This is a genomic window from Spiroplasma chrysopicola DF-1 (assembly GCF_000400935.1).
Lineage (GTDB): Bacteria > Bacillota_I > Bacilli_A > Mycoplasmatales > Mycoplasmataceae > Spiroplasma > Spiroplasma chrysopicola.
Map to the genome: position 1 here is coordinate 537,859 of NC_021280.1, position 20,946 is coordinate 558,804.

21 protein-coding genes are annotated in these 20,946 nt (G+C 25.9%); 1 reads left to right on the plus strand and 20 read right to left on the minus strand.

Features of this window, described 5'->3' with window-relative positions; translation table 4 throughout:
* Positions 1–12 precede the first annotated feature (12 nt).
* From SCHRY_RS02480 to SCHRY_RS02550, 16 genes are all read right to left on the minus strand, one after another.
* On the minus strand, positions 13–1,809 hold the full coding sequence (locus SCHRY_RS02480; RefSeq protein ID WP_016338890.1) for an ABC transporter permease: 1,797 nt from the start codon (positions 1,807–1,809) through the stop codon (positions 13–15).
* A 65-nt stretch (positions 1,810–1,874) separates the two neighbouring features.
* A complete protein-coding gene (locus SCHRY_RS02485; protein ID WP_016338891.1) occupies positions 1,875–3,506 on the minus strand; it encodes a lipoprotein in 1,632 nt (543 codons plus the stop codon).
* 794 nt (positions 3,507–4,300) lie between these two features.
* Positions 4,301–5,596 carry a cryptochrome/photolyase family protein gene (locus SCHRY_RS02490; RefSeq protein ID WP_016338892.1) on the minus strand — a complete coding sequence of 432 codons (1,296 nt, stop codon included), beginning with the start codon at positions 5,594–5,596 and terminating at the stop codon, positions 4,301–4,303.
* A 73-nt stretch (positions 5,597–5,669) separates the two neighbouring features.
* On the minus strand, positions 5,670–6,506 hold the full coding sequence (locus SCHRY_RS02495) for an SDR family oxidoreductase (protein WP_016338893.1): 837 nt from the start codon (positions 6,504–6,506) through the stop codon (positions 5,670–5,672).
* 95 nt (positions 6,507–6,601) lie between these two features.
* Complete coding sequence (locus SCHRY_RS02500) at positions 6,602–7,393, minus strand: Pr6Pr family membrane protein (RefSeq protein ID WP_016338894.1); 792 nt, start codon at positions 7,391–7,393, stop codon at positions 6,602–6,604.
* 96 nt (positions 7,394–7,489) lie between these two features.
* Entirely contained in the window at positions 7,490–7,849 is a 360-nt protein-coding gene (locus SCHRY_RS02505) for a hypothetical protein (protein WP_016338895.1), read from the minus strand.
* Positions 7,850–8,602: a polysaccharide deacetylase family protein gene (locus SCHRY_RS02510; RefSeq protein ID WP_016338896.1), complete on the minus strand. Its 753-nt coding sequence runs from the start codon at positions 8,600–8,602 to the stop codon at positions 7,850–7,852.
* 246 nt (positions 8,603–8,848) lie between these two features.
* Positions 8,849–9,979 (minus strand): phosphatase PAP2 family protein, encoded by a 1,131-nt coding sequence (locus tag SCHRY_RS02515; RefSeq protein ID WP_016338897.1) that lies wholly within the window; start codon positions 9,977–9,979, stop codon positions 8,849–8,851.
* On the minus strand, positions 9,980–10,762 hold the full coding sequence (locus tag SCHRY_RS02520) for a TMEM164 family acyltransferase (protein WP_016338898.1): 783 nt from the start codon (positions 10,760–10,762) through the stop codon (positions 9,980–9,982).
* Positions 10,763–10,943: 181 nt separating this feature from the next.
* Positions 10,944–11,312 carry a hypothetical protein gene (locus SCHRY_RS02525; RefSeq protein WP_016338899.1) on the minus strand — a complete coding sequence of 123 codons (369 nt, stop codon included), beginning with the start codon at positions 11,310–11,312 and terminating at the stop codon, positions 10,944–10,946.
* A gap of 559 nt (positions 11,313–11,871) precedes the next feature.
* On the minus strand, positions 11,872–12,030 hold the full coding sequence (locus SCHRY_RS05415) for a hypothetical protein (RefSeq protein ID WP_169336071.1): 159 nt from the start codon (positions 12,028–12,030) through the stop codon (positions 11,872–11,874).
* A 158-nt stretch (positions 12,031–12,188) separates the two neighbouring features.
* The gene (locus tag SCHRY_RS02530) at positions 12,189–13,271 is read right to left on the minus strand and encodes a TDT family transporter (RefSeq protein ID WP_016338900.1); all 1,083 of its coding nucleotides are present in this window, start codon (positions 13,269–13,271) and stop codon (positions 12,189–12,191) included.
* A 63-nt stretch (positions 13,272–13,334) separates the two neighbouring features.
* Positions 13,335–14,078: a TMEM164 family acyltransferase gene (locus SCHRY_RS02535; protein ID WP_016338901.1), complete on the minus strand. Its 744-nt coding sequence runs from the start codon at positions 14,076–14,078 to the stop codon at positions 13,335–13,337.
* 75 nt (positions 14,079–14,153) lie between these two features.
* The gene (locus SCHRY_RS02540) at positions 14,154–14,549 is read right to left on the minus strand and encodes a hypothetical protein (protein WP_016338902.1); all 396 of its coding nucleotides are present in this window, start codon (positions 14,547–14,549) and stop codon (positions 14,154–14,156) included.
* Positions 14,550–14,644: 95 nt separating this feature from the next.
* Positions 14,645–14,794: a 50S ribosomal protein L33 gene (gene rpmG, locus SCHRY_RS02545; protein ID WP_016338903.1), complete on the minus strand. Its 150-nt coding sequence runs from the start codon at positions 14,792–14,794 to the stop codon at positions 14,645–14,647.
* 103 nt (positions 14,795–14,897) lie between these two features.
* Positions 14,898–15,767, minus strand: a complete 870-nt coding sequence (locus SCHRY_RS02550; RefSeq protein ID WP_016338904.1) for a formate/nitrite transporter family protein — start codon at positions 15,765–15,767, stop codon at positions 14,898–14,900.
* 233 nt (positions 15,768–16,000) lie between these two features.
* On the opposite strand from SCHRY_RS02550, the gene pnuC reads away from it, so the two are divergent.
* Positions 16,001–16,921, plus strand: a complete 921-nt coding sequence (gene pnuC / locus SCHRY_RS02555; RefSeq protein ID WP_016338905.1) for a nicotinamide riboside transporter PnuC — start codon at positions 16,001–16,003, stop codon at positions 16,919–16,921.
* 109 nt (positions 16,922–17,030) lie between these two features.
* Here the strand turns inward: pnuC and SCHRY_RS02560 are convergent, their stop codons facing one another.
* From SCHRY_RS02560 to SCHRY_RS02575, 4 genes are all read right to left on the minus strand, one after another.
* A complete protein-coding gene (locus SCHRY_RS02560) occupies positions 17,031–17,888 on the minus strand; it encodes a lipoprotein (RefSeq protein ID WP_016338906.1) in 858 nt (285 codons plus the stop codon).
* Positions 17,889–18,010: 122 nt separating this feature from the next.
* Complete coding sequence (locus tag SCHRY_RS02565; protein ID WP_016338907.1) at positions 18,011–18,526, minus strand: hypothetical protein; 516 nt, start codon at positions 18,524–18,526, stop codon at positions 18,011–18,013.
* 217 nt (positions 18,527–18,743) lie between these two features.
* A complete protein-coding gene (locus SCHRY_RS02570; protein WP_016338908.1) occupies positions 18,744–20,684 on the minus strand; it encodes a heavy metal translocating P-type ATPase in 1,941 nt (646 codons plus the stop codon).
* Between the two features lie 9 nt (positions 20,685–20,693).
* Entirely contained in the window at positions 20,694–20,918 is a 225-nt protein-coding gene (locus SCHRY_RS02575) for a heavy-metal-associated domain-containing protein (protein WP_016338909.1), read from the minus strand.
* Positions 20,919–20,946: the final 28 nt, after the last annotated feature.

Here is a 20,946-nt window from a genome sequence, read left to right on the forward strand (position 1 = left end):
CTTTACAATAGTTTATAAAATAATTTTTCTTTTTAAAACTACTTCAGCTCCACCAAGAAATAAAAATGATAATGATCCATAAACAATAATTATTATGTAAATATTTAAAAAAGGTTTTTGACTAAGATTAATTGTCCCATTTTCATTTAATTTAATTTCAGAACTTTTATAGCTCATTAATTTATTTTGTTGAACTTCAAAATCGATTTTACTATTTGCTAGTGGTTCAAATCATAATGGTTCTTCTTTAATAAAAGAAGTTCACATTTGGTTCCAATGTTCAATAATATTTATTTTTGAAATTAAACTATATGTTTTCATTAAACGTTGATATTTTAACCAATTATTATTTTGTTTTATTGGAGCAGTTTGTATTAACTTATAATCAGCAACTTTTTTTAAAATATTATTTTCTAGTTCTTTAACAACATATAAAGTTGGATTATCAAAAAATGTTAAAAAATCATTATTAAAATTATTACCACCATCGTAATGATAACTTGTACTTCCCATTTTTTGTTTTTGATATAAATCAAGAAAAACATCAGGAATTTTAAATCCGGCATCATTATTAATGGCCATCTTTTCTCCATTATTAATTTTAAACGTAGAGTTAATCGGATCAAAATATAATAGTGATGCAGCTTCTAAATTTCGCAATTGATATAATTGTTCTCAAGTTGTATAGGTCTTTGTTTCGTTGACTAAATCATAAATTTCTTTTTGGTAAATATTTTCAAGATTTAATTTTTTAAAAGGTTTAAACATGTAATTTGTTGATAATGTTATTTGCATAATTGGATAATTTTCTCCATTATTAGAAATAATATTTTTAATTGGAACTAATTCGCTTGAGGGAGATTCACGATATTTTCCTTCTCATTTTGTTAACATTGTTGTTTGAAAAGTAATTTCTTTCTTTTCTGTTAAGCTTAATGATTGAAAAAATTTTAAGCGTTCAACTTTTGATTGCTCACTATCTTTTTCTTTAATAATATCATCAATTTCTTGCGGTGTTTTATTCATATAGAAATCATAAATGGCATTTGTTGTATTTGGATATTTTATTTTACCTGTTTTTAAATAATCGTTAAATTTAATCGTACTATTAATTTGTTGAACTGTATAGTTTTGCACTGTACCATTACTGAAAGATAATTCAGTAGTATTCCCTAGGGTCATGATTAATGAATATGGTAATCCTCCTAATAGAAATAAACTACAAAAACAAACTACAATTAACATAACGCCTTGCGTTGACATAAAAGTAACAGCAAATAAAATACCGCTGGCAGCAAAAAAAGAAATAAATAAACAATAAGTAAATAGTTTTCCTGCTAGTTCATTAAACTTTAATAATAATATTGGCTTATTAACAATTTGATTAGTTATTAATCCAATTATTAGCGAAAAAATTGTAATCCCCGCTAAAAATAAAACAATTAAAATTCATAAAGAAACTAGTTTTAAAAAGAAAATTAAAGTTCGAGAATAAGGTTTAGAAATTAACAATAAATAAGTACCATCTTCAATTTCTCGACCAAAAATTTTAATTACAGTCATCATGATAAAAAATAGTAAAAAAATATTACAAAAAATAAATACACCATATTGAAAATTAACAGAAAAAGTATAAATATCTTTTGATGTAATAAATAATAAAATAGACAATGCCCCAAATAAGGCAAGAGATAAACCAAATATAATTCACATTACAAAAGATTTATAGACTTTAAACATTGAAAATAAGATTATTGCTAATCTTATTTTATGTTTGGATTTCAATTTTTTAACATTTGTTATATTCATGTTATCTATTCCTTTTTTCTATTAAATTTAACCAAAATAATATTTTTTATCTATATAAATTAATATTAATTAGTACTAATAATAGTTAAACTACTTTCCGGAAAATAAAAGTTACTTGTGTATCTAATATTTTGATTTGAACCAAAAGTAAAGTTCAATGTTCAACCAAATCTCCTGTCATTGGAATCTCTTTTATATCCAAGGTAGAGTGAACCATCTTCCTGCAAAACATAAGTTCCAGTTGACTTGTTATTATTAATATCAAATATATTAATATCTTCTAAATTTTTAAAAATTGGGTTATTAATAAAATCATCTTTTAAAGTTTTAAATAAAAACTTTGCACTTTTATCTTCGCTAGTTTTTAATTTTTCAAAAATTTCAGTACTTACTTTCAATGAAGTTTTATACTTTTCTAGATGAGCACTATAATTTTTATAAAATTCAACAATTATTTTTCCATAATTTTGTAATTTTTGATTTAAAGCTTCTTTTGATAAAGTAATTTTCCCTTCAAAAACTTGGTTACTTTCTTCAACCCTAGTTGACATTAATCCTGATAAATTCATCCCGTATAAATTAATAAAACTTAAATCTAAATTAAAAGTTAATAATGTTATAAATTGACCATCTTCAATGTTAAAACCTGGAATGTTATTTTCTAAATATTTATTTACAAAAGTATCAGCTGTCAGATTTTCTAAATTACTACTATCTCCTGTACCAAAAAAAAGATATGGCATAGAATTTGCAAGATACTGATTAATAATTGAAATGGTTCAATTTGAATTTATTGCTCCATTATTATTAGCTCATTTTGAAAAATTATCGTTATTATCAAAAAAGGATTTTGTATTTGCTAAAAATTCTGTTGAATTAAATTTAATTTTATATTTTTGTAGGTCAGAATCTTTAATAAAATTTTGAAATTTATTTTTAATCGCATCACCTAAACTTGTTAATGATGAGATATCAAATGAATTATAAATTTTTTTAAATTCTTCTGTCTTATTTAAATCTATTTCAGCATTTTCAGTCATAAATTTATTTAATTCAGTTTGTAAAAATAAATAGATTTTATTGTTTAGTAATGTAGCAGCATCAATATTATTTGTTACATTTGATGATTTATAAAGTGAGTCACTTTTATTAAGTTCTTTTAAATTTACTTTATATGAAAGGTTTAGTTCAATTCCAACCATTTTTGTATTTTGAATTTCTGGAATATTGATATTTAAATCACTCATTAAATTTTCTAAATCAACGTATTTAATAGTTGCTTTTAGATCATTAGAATTATATTCAATTGGATTACTATTTTGATAGTAATTTGAATATTCTTTTTTAATTATTTGATTTACTTCTGTGATTACTTTAGTAACTACATCAGATAAATAATTTAAAATGTTTTTATCATCTGGTTTTGTATTATTCAACTCGTATGAGTCATTAATGTTATCTACTTTTTCATAGATAATGGGTAAATTAACATCATCACCACTATCAATATAATTTTTAAATAATTTATCATTTAATAGAGTTTTTATTTCTTTTGCAATCGCAAGTAATATATCTTGATCATTATTGTTATTCTCATTAGTATCATTATCTGATACATTAGCAGAACAACTAACAACTGTTGTTACACCTGTTCCACCTATGGCAACTGTTCCTAAAAGACTTAGTAATTTTTTCATTTTTTTCCTCCTAAAATTGCTAAATAAAAATGGTATTTTGCAATATTACCCTTTATTTTTTAGGGCTATCTTTCATTATAAGGCTTTTTTTTTTTTTTTTTTCAAGTGCTATTTTGAAAAAATTACTAAATTATTTTAAATCCTATTATTAAATAATTTTAAAAATTTCTTTAGGAAATAAGAACAACTGAAAATGTTCAAAAATAATTTTTAATTTTAATATGTAATATGAAAATCCTATTTAGTAAATAAGATTTAATTCTTTACATTATTTTTTTATTATTTAAAATGTAAAGGCTAGAAGTTCTTGCTTTTTATGTCTATCTTTTATTATAATAATTTTTTGAGTATAATTTGGAGAAATAGGCTCCAAAATGTATTTGATAAGTTTTAATTATTTTTAAACTTTTTTGAAATGAATAAAAAACCGAGAATAATGATTCTTGGTTTTATTAATTAGTTTTCAAAGCTAATCTTTATCTGGTAAGCATAGATTCCTGGAATTTGATATCCGGCTTCTACCCATGTAGATGTTGCAACATCATGATTTACAAATAACATTGATCTTGGCTTAACTTCTAATGTGGCAGTTTTTGTTCCTTCATCAAATTCACGAATTCAAAAATCTTCATTTAAAACATCACTATATTGATTAGCAAATTCTTCACCAAAATATTTTATAATTAAATCTCTTATAATTTGGTCTTTATTATATTCAGTATAAGTTCCTGATAGAATTACCTCACAATTTTAAGCATTTTACACATATTAAAAAATTTACCTATTTTAATTAATTATTTGACATGGTAAATTTCTAAAGCCTTTTTTGTTGAAGTTTTATAATCAATAATTTTTTCAATTTGTTCATGATTATTTAAAAATTTGTCACAATAAATAAATTGCGGATCAAATTTTTTTTGTTGTAATTCTGGATTAAAAATCCGAAAAAAAGGTTGAGCATCAAAACCTGTCCCGGCTACTCATTGCCATGAACATTGATTAATAATTGGATCATAATCAATTAACTGCTGAGCAAAATATTGTTCTCCCTTTCGTCAGTCAATTTGTAAGTTTTTGACTAAAAAAGAAGCACAAACCATTCGCGCCCGATTATGCATTAAACCAGTTGCTTTTAATTGTTTCATCCCCGCATCAACTAAAGCAAAACCTGTTTTGCCATTTTTTCATTTTTCAAATCAATCGGGGTTATTTGTTCACTTAATTGTCATGTTTTTATTTCAATTTTCACTAAAAGTTCATTGTTGATAAAGTTGAGCATTGAATGTTGCTTGATAATAAAAATCTCTTCATGCTAATTGCCGAGCAAATGGATTATCAAAATTACCAAATTTTTCAATGCTTCAAAGATAACATTGCCGCATTGAAACAACCCCAAATTTTAAAGCAGTACTAATATTTGCTGTTCCATTTATTAGATATAACAAATCTCTTTGGTTTTGGTATTCTTGTTCCAAACTATCAATCGCTTTTTTAACTTGCTCAGGGGTTAAGGGTAAATTAAAATTATTTGCTGGTAAACTTGTAATATCAAATAATAAATCAGAAGTTTTTAACTTTTGCCCTAAAAATGGGCTTACCTTATACGTGGCGATAGCAATATTACTAAATGTTAATTTTAATTTATTTCAAAATGGTGTAAAAACAGTGTAATACGAATTTTGACTAGTTTTTATTGTTTCTGGTGCAACTAGTGAATAATCATTAAATTCACGGTAAATAAAATTATATTGTTTTGCTAATTCGCGCATTTGCTTACTACGGTTAATTGCAAATGGAGAATAATCGCGATTAGTATAAATTTTATTAATCTTTTGCCCTTCGTCTATTAAAATTTTAATAGCGGCTGTTTCTGTTTCACTTTGAAGAATATTAATATGAATTTTTTGTTGTAATTGCTTCAAACAATAAACTAAGGCGGCAAAACTGCGGGGTGAAAAATAATTATTATCTTTTGTTTGAACTTTTGTAAAAATAAATAATAAATAAATTTCTTTTTCTTCGCTTGCTAATTGGGCAAGACCAAAATTATCTTCAATTCTAAAATCACGGTGAAAAATAAAAATGTTCATTATTAACAACTACTTTCTATATTTATATTATATCTCTTAAAAGATTATTGATAAAACAATAAAAAACTGAATTTTATTTTTTGCTAATTCCAAAGCGATTATTTATTAAGGCAATAAACTCTTCATCATTCAGCTGTTTTTTTGCTTGGTAAGTTTCCTGGGCCCCTTTACCGACCACGTAATGAATTTTATTAGGATTATTATCATTAGCAGCTGCAAAAATGGCTTGGGCTACTTCTAATGGTGTTGAATAAGTTGATTCTTGTTCAGTCATTCCAACACTAAAAGTTTCCCGGACTTTTGTAATAATGGGATTATATTCAGGAAAATTGCTTTGATCTTCTTTTACTGTTGCGGCATTAAAAAAATTAGTTTTGACCCCTCCTGGTTCAATTAATTTAACTTTAATATTAAAATCAGCCAGTTCATAGCTTAAGCCTTCTGTGAATCCTTCAACAGCATATTTTGTCGCATGATAAATTGAATTTAATGGCATTGTGACTAATCCCCCAATTGATGAAACACTAACAATTGTGCCTGCCTGTTGTTTTTTAAAAATAGGTAAAAAAAACCTTGTTACTTCCATTAAACCAAAAACATTAGTGTTAAAAATTGCTTTAATATCTTGCTCTGAAGTTAATTCAAATGGCGCTAATAAACCATATCCAGCATTATTTAATAAAATATCTATTTTTTTATTTTCTTTGCTAATCTTATTAACTGCTTGGTTAATACTGTTAAGATCACTAACATCCATTTGGTACATTTTAATATTTTTATTTAGATTTGCTAAATTATCTTTTTCGGGATTACGAGCTGTTGCAATAACGTGGTAACCTTGTTTTGCAAAATATAATGCTGTTGCTTTTCCAATTCCTGAAGTCGAACCTGTAATAACTATTGTTTTCATTGTTTTCTCCTTTTCCTAAGTTTTGATTCCAAATCTGTTCCTTCAAATTATAGCATATAATATTTTTTAATAAAAAAGTTACCAAAAGGTAACTTCTATTTATTAATTGCTATTTTTTGCAAGCTTTGATAATATTTTGTTTTAATAATTTTATTATTACTATAGTTGTATAAAAACATTGTTCCAATTAAAATTCCTAAAATGGCAAGAAAGGCTATGATAAATCAAACATACCCGGGAATGCCATAACTTGATTGGTGAATGTTTAAAAAGAAATATGGGAACCAACGATTATGTAAAACACCATTACCATCTGTTCAGGTAAAATGGTCTCCTGACATACGTCGTAATTCACCACGAATCATTGCATATAGACAATAGCCAATTAAAACAATGATATATTTTCAAAAATATTTTGAAAAGAATTGTTTTAAGTTTACTTTGGTTTTATTTTCCATTAAAAAAATAACATAGATAACAAAAGCAACTGGGTTAATCATATGATCAACCACCGTTGTAATTCATCCTAAAGCACTTGTTGGCAATGGGTCAGTTGGTAGTAATAAAAAATTATAAATAATAAAAGTAATTGTGATATATACTGCCCCGGCTAACGCAACAGGATATGATTGAATTTTTGTTTTATTTTCATAGCGATGACGAATCCCGCTAAAGATAAACCAAAAGAGAATTCCTAAATTTGACAAACAAGTAAATGTTGTAAAAAAATCAGTTACATAAACGGTATAATCACTATTATATTTATTAATAATATTGTCTTTATCAAGAATTCCATTTATAAAAGCTCATGCTAAAATTGAAATTCCCAGGATTGCAAAAAATAGTTTATAAATTTGTTTTCAAATTAATTTTATTTTTAAAGTCATTTATAACTATTTGCTCCTTCTTTTATTTTTATTTTAAAAATTGTTGTTGTAGTAGTTTTTTTATTCTACTACAACAACAATTATATCATTGCTATTTTAAGAAACAAATTTATCCTTTGGCTTATCCCGTTTCATTTTTTTAGGTTTATATAAGTAAACCATTCATAATGCTGGTACTAATAATAAAATTAGTACCATCGTTGTAATTTGAATGATATTAAAAATTAATCAGGAATTGTCAATTGTAACATTGTAAACAGTAAAATAAGTTATTAAAACAATAGTTAAAAAATAAACTAAACTAATAGTACTTAACAAAATAATTTTCTGACCTTTACTATTAATTGCCCCTTTATTTTGTTGTCATTTAATTTGGACAAAAATAGTATTAGTTACACCAAAAGTTAAGACAATTAAAATGATGATCGTATCAAGAATTTCATATCAACTTCACATTTAATTCACCAACTCTCCATAATTTAGATAATAACTTGGATCAGCTTTATTAAATGAGGCAAATTGATATCCTTGGTTTTTTAATCAAATGATTAAATCACGTAATCAAAATTGGGCATAATCACGACTATGAGCAACATAAATTATTCCTGGTTTTAAATGGGTTTTATACTGTTTTAGAATTGTTTTTTTACCAGTTTTACCTTCTTCATAGTCTGTTCCTAAATAACCTCTAATTCAAAATGGAATTTTTAATTTTTGTTGGACGTAGTTTAATCCTTGATAATGTTGCAAATAAGGCATTCGGATTGGAATGTCAGCATCCTTAATCACCTGGTTATTTGCTTGATAAATATTTTTAATTAAACTATTAGTTTTTTGTAATTCATCAATTAAAAGTTTTTGTTTAAAAAGATATTTTTGATGACTATAAGAATGGTTACCCAAGGCATGGCCTTCTTTAATCATTCGGTTCAAAATTTCTTTAATTTCTGTTTCACGATTGTAAAGGGCTAAATTGACCCCTGTTTGGAAAAATGTTGCTTTAACCTTTTCGGATTTTAAAATATCCAAAATTTTTTCATCTGCTAAACCTGGTCCGTCATCAAATGTTAACATAACAACTTTTTCTTTTGTATTAATTCGATTGACTTCATAGTTATGTTGGTTAATAAAAATATTAAAAATAATAACAGTTAGAACAAGGAAAACTCAAATAATAATATTAATAATAGTTATTTTTTTCTTTAACATGGCAAGAAAGTTATGATCTGCTATTAATTAGAACTTAAAATAAATAAGTTATTATTTGATTTTAATGGTAAATTTATTGTTAATATTTTTTCTACTTCACAGTTGTAATATGTTTTCATATTTGCTCCTTAGTATTTTTGTATAAATATCTCAAACTTGGAAAATAAAACTATTTTTGATAATTTTAACTTATGTTGTCTTTTGAGACAAAACTATTATAAATAAATATTAAGAAAAAAACATATTTTATAATATGTTTTTTTGAAAAATTTGATTAACAAGATAATGAATGATAAAAATCATTGCTCCTGAAAAAACAAAAGTAAAAGCTGTATCTGAAATTCAATGAAAGCGTAAAACAATCAGGGCAAAATTCATTAATAAAATATGTCCTAATCAGAAAATAAATAATCCCTTAACTTTTCAATTAATTTTTTGATTATTATGATTTTTTAAGAATAGCAGAATAACTGAACCAGAAAAGTATGTTGCATTAATATGACCACTAGGAAAAGCATATTTTCAAGGCATTTTAAAAGCAGGCATTTGCGGATTATTAGCTAAGGGAAGGGATGGTTTCCATCATGGATATTGATATTCCCATGGAATATTATCAATATAACCTCCACCACTGTTATAACCATATTTAAAGTTAGAATTGAGATAATGTTCTAATAAATCTGGACGATCTTTAATTAAATCCCCAAAAACGGCATTATAATAGTATCAGCGATGAGTTGTCATTTTTAGAATTACAATAATAACGTAAGTTATTGCTAAAAATGAAATCGCTTTAATTGCTTTTACTCAATATTGTTCTGTTAATAAACGATTTGTTTTAACTAACCGATAACGAATATAATACAATCCTATTCCTAAGAATACTGTTTGATAAGTAAAGGCTAAAATCATGCCGGTTAATTGATATTTATTACTGGCAATTAAAAAATAGTCAATTCCAGGGCCAAAACCTGTGTCTTGATTAGGGATAACTAAGATATTAATCAAATTAATTGCCAGTCAAATGAAAATAATAGTAAAATAATAGCTATTAACAACCCAATAATGTTTTTTAAATTTTATTGTGTGTTGTTTAATTTTGGTTAAAAATCATGTCTCTAATAAAATTGTTAAATAAATTATTAGCACAACAAATAATTCGGTATTTCCTAACTGCTCATAAAACCGCGCTCAGTATTTACCAAATTCAGTTGTTAGACCTTGGGCTAATTCATCAGCAATTAAAAAATCAATTCAAAATCATCCGGTTGCAATTAATATCCCAACGCTGGCAATAATTATTAAACCCAATGGGATAACAAAAAAATAACGAGTGGGATTTTTTTGGGTAAAAAAGGTAATATTTTTCTTGGTCATTTAATCACCTGACTTCTTTCTCCTAATTTGTCTTTTTATTGTTATTCTTTTTTTAATTTGTTTAACTAAAACTTCCCATCATGTTAAATGCATCTTTTCTTTCGTTTGATATTGATAAATTGGTTTGAATAAATAAGTAATTAGAAGACCAAGACTAATAATTGGAATTCCTAGTATGAGCGAAATGATAAATTGCCATGGGCGTGTTAAATTTTTTAATCCAATTGCCCAAGCAATATCACCAACAATATAATTTGTGTCAAAATATTGATTAAACAATTCAACTGCTAAAATAATAATAACTCCAGTAATAAAACTATATTGAATTGATTGACGCGAAAAATGATAATTTGTTACGCCAAATAAATAAAAATATAGAAAGGCAAATAATGTTATTGTATGGCCAAAATAAAAGACATAAAAATCTCATTCTAAAATTGTTGGCTGTCGACTTGGAAAGATTAATGTTAAACTTGGTCCCATTACTCCTAACGGGAAAAAACAATCCAAAAAAATGCGGTTTGGATAAATTACCATAGTTAAAGCGACTCAAGCAACAATTGTACATGAATACAAAGTAAAATAATTGACGAAATGTTTTCAACCATCCCCATGTAACATTTCTCAAAATTGATTAATTTCAACAATTAACAATCAAACTGCTAATCCTATTCTTAAATATAGAAATTTTGTCGTTTTAAGATAAAACTGGGGAAAAATTCATAATGATAAAATTCATAAAATTGATAAAAATATAGCTAAAATTCAAGAAAATATTATCATTTTTTAATCTTATCCCCCCCTTTGTTTGAGTTATTACACTTTAATCTATTTTTCAAAATATGTTATCTAATTTAATACACTATTTATTATAGCAAAAAAATCTTTTGATGTATAAACTCTTTTTTTACAGAACCACAAAAATAAAAAAAACTGTCTAAACAGTTTTTTTATTAACTAATAATTATTCAACATTAATTACTGGCTCAATTGCTGTTATTTCATATTTACCTACTAAAATTAAAATCCCTCCAATAATTCCAGTAAAAATGATTGATACCACTCCAGCTGCAATATGATTACTAGCTTTACCATTTAGAACAAAAACTGCTAAAAGGATTGAAGCAATTTGGGCTAAGGCAAAACAAAACCATATAATTCCCAAAACTATTGCATTAGTTGAATAGTAAACGTTAGATACAATATGAGCTTGAACTAAGGCATTAGCACCTTTGGCTATAAAAGTAACTATTAAAATTGCGGCAAATACGATTGTAACAATACATCCCGCTTTACATAAATTATCTGGTTCTTTTGTTTTTTTTGGTTGCATTTTGATAATCCTTTCTAATATTTTCAAGGCATAGTTATCTTACTTTTATACCTATATTTATATCTTAACTTATTTTAGAACAAAAACAAAATTTAGATATTATAAGGATGGAATAAGATGGAATAAATTATGTAGTTGTTGAATCATATTTTTGAAGGGTTATTTTAATAAAATAAGTTTTCAAAAATTAAAAAACCAATACAAAAAACACTAAGTTTGCAAATTATCTAATAATATTATTAAATTACTAATTAAATACTTTGAACGATATCCAAAACATAAAAACCAAAATAATTATAATGATAATTAAGATGAACACAACTTTATTTTATTAAAAATAATCCCAGAAAAAAATTAAACAATTATTAACTAATGCTATTCAGCATTCAATTCATAGAATGATCCTTCATATCCTTCATATCCTTCATATCCTCCATATTTAATATTATAATATAAATCGGATTTTATGTAATTAGCTATTTTTTAAGGCGAATAAAGAAAAAAGATATTTAAAAATAGACCGAAACCAATTAATTGATAATAGTAAATAGTTACTATTTTATTTTTGCTCTTTAATTTCGTTTTCCATTTCAGCTAGTTTTTTCTTTGCCTTATTTAAACCTGTTTTATTAATTCAATAACCAAACCATGGTGTTAATAAATATAGAATTCCATATAAATAAATTAAAAAAGCAAAGACAAAAATTGTATAAGCCACTGTGATTTCTTTACGCAATAAACCACGATCAATATCACTTTGTTTAATACCAGTCCTAATTGCATAGATAATTGACCCAATTAAAGGAATATTTTCTCCTAAAACATTATTTTAATAAGCTAGTTTTCATTATATCATTTTGGTAATTTAATTATTAACTAAATAAAATATTTTAAAAATTTTGATTTAACAACTTTATTATCATGATGATAATAGACATGGTAAATACTAAAAATAATTAGCCCTCCAACAACAAATAAAATAACTCCTGTTCCAACTATTGTAGAAATTAAAGCTCATATTTTAATTATTGCTGCTAACTGTGTTGCATTCGGAAAGATAATAATAATTCATGTACTTAGTTTGATCATTGCTACCATTCCAATTGCTAAGGGAAATGTATAGCAAGCAAATAATGGGATAAATTTCCTACGAAAAGTTTTAAACATTGAAATATAAACACAAATTGTAAAAAATATTGCTAATGGTGCGAGAGCATAAATAATAAGATTATGTTGTGAAGCAATATCCATATAGCTAAAGGTTGAAAGATAACCAGCTAATAATAGGTTTGGTGGTGCCGCCATAATTCCATAAGCTGGTAAATTATTATGCTCAAGATGAGTTGTAAAAGTATATTTATAAATCATCAATGGTAACATAATGACATAATATCCTAAACCTAAATATCAACAAAATTGTGATAATTGATGTATCCCTTGGCTAAATTCTAAACTGATATTTGCTCCAACCTCTTTTGACATTACACAAGCAACAACTATTCCAATTGGAGGAACAAACCATGAAGCTAAATAATTTTTTCAAGAAAAATTAATTACATGATAAATTGTAAAACAAATAATGTAAATTAAATGCAGAATAATACAACTTAATCAAATAATTAACTGAAGCATTGGTAAATTAACTTGACCATAAAACCCACTTATCACAAAACATGTCATTAAAATCGTAGGAATAAAGTTACTTAATGTTGGATGTTTAAAATCAGTAATAAAGTCCTTGGGGGCAAAAAAATATTTAAATAACATTAAAATTACAACTAACATTGCAAAACTAATTGTAATATATTTTAATCAGCTTAATCCAAAAGAAAAAACAAGATCAGTTTGGTTAAACATTCCTCAGGCATTTCCCATCGTTGCTGTTCCTAATGCAGCACCTGATAAAGCTAATGGTCGTTTTGAAGTATTACGATAAAATCTGGTAAAAAATTCTTGCATTGTAATATTCCTATTTTCTTTTATTCTTAGTCTAATAGTATTATTTTAGCATACAAATTATTGTTATTTTATTTTCAAAATAATTTTTTGTTGTAACAGTTGGATTCAGGTTTGATGGTAAAATTGATCATTTTTTAAATCATAAATTGGTTTAAAAAAATAAATTGGTAAATATGATAAAAAGATTAAAACTGGTCCTATTCCGCCAAGCGTTAGTAAAAATAAGAATGGTCGCGCTAATTCTATCCCTAATGCTCCTTCAATATCACCAATAATATAATTAGTATTAAAGTATTGATTAAATAATTCAACAGCGAGAATAATAATTATTCCCGTTAAAAAAGTTTTTAAGATGGCTTCTTTTGAAAATTGATAATCAGTAAAACCATACCAATAAATATAGAAAAAACCAAACAAAATTGCTGTATGACCAAAGTAAAAACGATAAAATGCTAATTCACTGATAAGCGGATAATTATTTGGGACAACTAAGGTTAAAACTGGACCAAAAATAGCAAATGGGAAAAAACATTGTAATATTAATTTATTTGGTCATACCATTAAAATTATTGTTATTCAACCAGATAAAGTACATAATTCTAAATAAAATCAACCAGATATTTGATAGTTATTATTTAAAATATGTTGATAGCAAACTTGAATTTGCACATAGCTCATTCAAATAAAAATAATAATTCTAACACTATGGCGAATATTTTTTTTGGCATAAAAGTTAGGAAATGCATGTAAACTAATCAGAAGTAATATAGATATGATAATTGCTAGGATTTGTGAAAATATTGCCATTTGATCCTCCTATTACAACAATATAAATAAGATTCTAGCAAAAAAAAAAAAAAAAGCAAAATAATTTTTACTTTTTTAATGAGTTCTTAAAGATATTCCTTTTTGTAAATTTTTAAAATTGTAATATGGGTTAATTCAACTAACTTGACCTTGACCCATTTTATTATAATTACTACTTGCATTGCGCAAATTATTTACCCTTTCAATTGTTTGCGCCATAATATTAACTTTTTTGTCTTCTTTAGTTGCATAACTAACTTTGTTCTTATTTCTTTTAATATTTACTCTTTCTTTACCAATTAATTTTGAATTTTGCTGATCTTTAATTATATTTAGTAATAAATTTTTTTGTTCAAATGTAACATCTGTTCTTGTTTTTAAAATTCTTGAAATTGCTACAAAATTTAATTTTAAGTTTAATAAAAACTTTAATAAAGTTTGTCCTTTGGTATCAAGTTTTAAAGTTGACATTTATTGTTTCCTTTCTTGTTAGTTCAAAGTAACCAACAACCCTTTTTAGTTCCACCTTAACTATAACATAAAAAATAACTCTTTCATTAAAAGAGTTATTTTTTTTCTTTATGTACTGTATGTAAATTACATTTTGAACAATGTTTTTTAACTTCAAGTTTTTCTTGTTGTTTTTTCTTGTCACGCTTTGCAATGTAGTTTTCTTCTTTACAATTATCGCAACGTAAAATTACTCCTTCACGCATTTTAACACCCTCTCTGCTTATTTCTTTTAGAATATTTGCAACAAATATATCATAACAAAAATATTATGATTTATCTAATCTTTTTGTTATTTTTTACAAAATATTATAATGTAATTTTGGCTGGAATGTCTTTTCGAAAAATAAAGTAATATAAAAATGGTAAAAAGATTCCCCCACTTAAGAAGTTTCCAATTAAAGTTGGTAGTTGTAAATTGTAACCAAATTTTAAGAAGTTTTCTCAACCACCGTTACTATTACCATAAATACCTAAAAATGGTTGAATTGCTCATAAATAGGAATTAGCAACAACGTGTGAAAATCCTGAAATTGCAAATGCCATAATGATAATAACAACTAGAAAGAATTTTCCTGCAGTATTTTTAGTTGAATGAGCAGCATACACTGATCCGGCGACTAAAAAATTACATAAAATTGCACTAGCAAAGTTTTCATATCAAATATGGTCAAGTTTTGATTCAACCATTCCGGCGACGTTATTTAAAAAATCTGCGTTTTTTAAAAATCCAGCAAAATAGGTAATAATTGCTAAGATGGCACAACCCAAAATATTTCCTAATAAAACAAATGTTAAGTTTAGAACAAAGCGATGAATTGAAACTTGACGTTTTACCACGGCTAAACAAATCATTGAATTGGAAGTAAATAATTCACCACCAAGAAAAATAATCATAACAATTGCAACGGTAAAAGTAATTCCAAAAACAAAGCTTTTAAGTCCTGCTGGTAAGTTACTTCAATCTCCTCTTGTTGCCATAATTGAGGCGATGTAACCAAAACCAATAAATAATCCAGCAGCTAATCCCATTAAGAATGTTTTAAAAAATGAATTTTTGGCCTTCTTTAAAGTATATTTATATATTTCAGTAAAAGTCTGCTCATTACTAAAATGATCAGATTCAATAACTAATTTATTTGAGGGCTGTTCCCCTTTCGTTTCTTGTGTATTACTCATATTTATATATTTTCCCTTTCATAATTTAATATTTAATTGTTTTACACAATTTTATTCTACACCTATTTTAAAAAAATACATAATTTAATAAAATTTTAGAAAAACTTGTTTTTTTAAATAATTATTATTTATCAATAGTGATTAAAAAATGATAGAATTTGATTATAGTTTAGTGAAAGACTTGAAAGTATTAAATACCATCATAAAATTAAAAAGAGAAAAGGTATAAAAAAATGCAACATAAAAATAAACAATGATTTACCATTACTAGGCCAATTAATTTTTTAGGTGTAAAAACAATTATTCAAGATATTAAAGAGTTACCCAAAATTTACAAAGTTTTATTAATTATTGTTGGTGGAGTTGTAACATTTTTGTCTTTTTTTGATTTTAACCATTTAATTAATAGTACAACTAGCCCTTCTTTTTTTACAATTACAAATGTATTAAGTACTCCAAAAGTTTACTTAGGAAATATACCAAAATTAGTTGATGCATTATTATATTGTTTAAGTGGTTTTGCTAGTTTTACTGGAATCTTAAATGTCTTTTTAATTAGTTTAGGTAAAATGAGTACTTATTTTTGGGGTTTAATAAATGCAATTATTTTTGGATTGTTTGCATTTGATTTTGGTTATACAGGAACAGCTCAACTAAATCTTTTCTTTTATATTCCCTTTCAGTTTTTAGGATGGTATTGTTGGCAACGTACTCTTGTTTTTGGGCAAACAACATCTGTTCAGGCAAAAAAAACTACATGATGAATTGTTGCGCCATTTGTTTTAGGAGCTTGTGCAGTATTGGCAGTGCCATGGTACTATGAAATCCCAGCTTTTCATTATGCAATTGTCCAATCAGAATATGCTTATGTAAATCAATTGTTGCCTCACCTTTTTGATAGTTTAGCAAATAGTTTTGCGATTATTGCTTGTTTATTAATGTTCTTACGAATCAAAGAACAATGAATTTTATGAATTATTTTAAATGTTTTACAATTTTCAATGTTTTCCGGGTTAACTAGTTTAATTGCCCACCAACCAGTGATAATTAATATTAATATTTTAATTCAAACAATATTTTTTATTGGCAACTCGGTGATTGGTTTAATGGCATGAAATAATAAAACAAAATCAAAATTAGTTTTTACAATATAAGAACTAATGTTTTAATAAAAGTTTTTTCTTTATGATGATTTTAACTTTAATTTACTAACTTGCATGAAAAAAAGTAAGAGTAATTCTTACTTTTTTTCATCCATTATTTTTAATTATCTTCTTGAATTAATCATAGACTTATTGAAGTATATAATTCATCATTTTGTAAACCTTCATATTTAACAGAAACTCCTAATGAAGCAAATTGGGCTGCTGAGTTTGATGGGTCTCATTTTTTTACTTGAAATTTTGTATAATAATTTTTTAAGAATTCTGTGAATGTTTCTGGGTCTTGGTTATTACGATTGAAGTTTTCTACAATTCAGGAAATAATTTTTGTATCAAATCACTCACGATTTAAAATAACATTTTTAGGAATTTTATAAGCTTTTTCGGCTTTTGCATGGTTAAATTCATGCCCAAAATAAGTTTGTAATCCTAAATTAGCTAAGTTTGAATAATATCCAGCTTCATCATCAACCCCAATAATTCATGAAATAGAAATTTTAGGTAACATCCCGTCAAGTGATGGAATTTCAATAGAATCTCTTAATATATAATAAAAATTAGTATAGTCTCATTTCTGATTTTCAAATTCTCATTTTGTGTTGTTAATTAAGTCATTTTCTGAAGGTAATTTCTGTCATGATAATGCAATTGCTGACATAACATCAACTCATCCATCATAAAAGTGTGATCCATTCATATAGTTATGTAATAAATTATCTATAAACATAAATTGGTCAGTTTCATTAATTTGTATATCCAAATCTGCTTTTTCACTTACTAAATGGGTAAAACCATCTTTAATTTCATATTTCATATCACTTAATAAATTATTAATAGTATCATTGTCAAACTGTTGTTTTTTAACAGGTGCTTGATTAGGTGTGCCACAAGCAACTACTGTAGTAGTAGTTGTTGCTGTTAACCCAATTACCCCTAAAATAGTTAATAATTTTTTCATTGTCATATTTCTCCTTTTTTTATTGTTTTATAATTGTAAATATTTCATCAACAATTTTATTGATAGTCTCTTTGTTAGATTAATCATAAGTTTTATTAGTATTGTTATAATTAAAGATATATCTATCTAAATAAAATTGGATATAAAAATAAGTCATATAAAATCTTGAATCCCATTAATTGAAAAAATAATTTTACAATAATATCTTTATTATCAGTATTAATTAAGCCAATATCTATTGCCAATACTATCAAAATTGAAAAAATGATATAAATAATAATTGAAGTTTGTTGAATTAAAAAAGTAATAATCGTATTTTTACTTCTTCCTCAACGATTTGTTAAATCCTGCCGTTCATGATAATTAAGTCGTTTTGAACTAAATGATGTTCTTACTTCTACAGCGATATACAAGGTTAAAAGTGCAAAAATAACAATTGGAATAATATAATTTGCAAAGATTATTTTTAATAAAATCACTTTTTCATATTCAGTAACATTTGAATTAATGCTATAGTCATTTCAGGCAGAATTAAAAATAACAGGAATTACAACTGCTAATATTGCGATACTAATGATTAATATTATTCATAAATAATAGCTTCTAAGTCGTTGATACAAGGATTTGTAATAAAACATTTTCTTCCTCACAAACTATTGTAAAAATAAAAATTTCAAACCCATTACTTTGTTATGTTAATATAAGCCCTAAAAAATATTAAAATAATTATTTGATATCTAACCGTTTTTTTTGCTACAAATGATATTGTAATAATATCTATTTAAATATATCATATTTATCAAAATAATATATAAAAAATCTGATATTTATCAGATTTTTGGAAAATTGTTAATTCTACTTAAATTTTAACTTGATTTGATTAAATACTAATGAATTTAATAATACTACTAATTGACTAAAGCCCATCACAACAGCTCCCAAAATTGGAGGAATAATTCCAACCATTGCTAAGGGAATCGTAATTAAATTATAACTAAAAGCCCAAAAAAAGTTTGTTCAAATAATCTTTCTTGTTAATTTTGTTACAACAAAAGCTTTGTAAATATTGAAAATACTTGGTCGAATTATCGTGATGTCACTACCATTAACAGCACCAGCATTTTCTTCTCCCATTGCAATTGCAAAATCTGCTTGTTGTAACGCTACTAAGTCGTTAATCCCATCCCCAACATAAGCAGTCACTTTGCCATTTCCTTGAATTGTTTTAACTATTTGGGCTTTTAACATTGGGTCTACTTGGCCATGATAATTTGGAATACCTAAAATATCAGCTGTTATTTTAACACTTGCTAGATTATCACCACTAATCATATGTAATTCAATTCCTTGTTTTTTAAATTTAGTGATTGTTGATTGGGCATCACTACGAATTTGATCGGTTAAAACAATTACATTAGTGATTGTTTTGTTAATTGTTAACGCAACTAACGTTGCGTTAGGTTGCGTTAATAAGGCTACCTCGTTTTTAATAACATTAGTATATTTCATTGCAACAGCATCTGAGTATGACAGTAATTGATAATGATTATTTTGATATTCTCCTGTTAAACCCCTTCCAGGTTGCTCAGTGAAATTTGTAAACTTAATATCAGGAAAACTCTTTTGGTCAAAAAAGGCGATAATGCTTTTGGCAATTGGATGGGCTGATAGTTTTTCTAATTGATAAATAAAACGATAATTTTCTGTCGCCCCAATAATTTTTTCAACTGTTAAGACACCCGTTGTAATTGTCCCTGTTTTATCAAACGCAATTGCATCAATTTTATTAATTTTTTCAAAAGCACTAGTATTATTAAAAATAATGCCCTCTTTAATAGCTTTACCAAAACCAACAGCTACTGCTAAGGGTGTTGCCAAGCCTAAGGCACATGGACAGCTAATAACAATCACTGTAATAGCAATGTTAATTGCCTTTGGTAAATTTGTTGAATTAAAATAATAATACTGGGCTAAAAAAGTAGTAAGAGCTATTAATAAAATAAAGGGGGTAAATCATTTCGCAATACGATCAGCAATCCGTTGCATTCTTGGTTTTTGACTTTGGATTTCATCAACTTTTTGTAAAATATTAGCTAAGACCGTTTCTGAACCAACTTTCTGAGCTTTGAAATAAAAAGGTTCCCCCATGTTAATTGTTCCCCCAATAACATGATCACCAACTTTTTTGGTCATAATTGCGCTTTCCCCCGTTAACATTGCTTCATTAAGATAACCAACTCCCGAGGTGATAGCCCCATCAACTGGTACTTTCTCTCCTTTTCTAACTACTAATAAGTCATCAATCTTAACAAGACGCGTATTAACTATTATAATATTATTGTCTTTATCAACAAGATTTGCGCTTTGTGCTTGCAAGGAAACAACATCTTTAATTCCGGCTGTTACTTTTTGTTGCACGCTAGTATTAATTAAATTTCCAATTAACATCATTGTGATAATCGTTCCAGCAACTTCAAATAACAGCATATAAGAACTAGCACTAGCAATAATATAAATACTATAACCGTAAGCAATTAAGGTTCCTAAGCCAATTAAGGTATTCATTCCAATTGAGTGTCACTTAAAAATTTCTCGATACATGTTAAGATAATAATTGCGTCCACAGTAAAATAAGATTACTGATGTTAACCCTAATTGTAGTCATTGATTATGTAAAATGCTTAGTCCTGGAATCATTGCTAATAATAATGGTAAATTACAACAAATTGCCAGAACTAATTCATAGGTATTTCTAATTTGGCGTTTTGATCATTTGTGTTTTTTTTGGCCAACCATTAGTTTAACTTAGGCCATTTCTGATGATAATTCATCATAATCAAATCCGGTTTTTTTCATTTTTGCCAAAATCTCATCCTTACTAATTTCACTGGGATTAAAAGTAATGGTAATTGTTTTTGTTGCAATCCCTATTAGTAATTTAATTGCAGAAATTTTTTGTAATTTTTTTTCAATTGCATTAGCACAACTACTACAATTTAATTCGGGAACATAAAGTTTTAATGTTATCATAATTGCCATCTCCTTTGTTAAGATAATT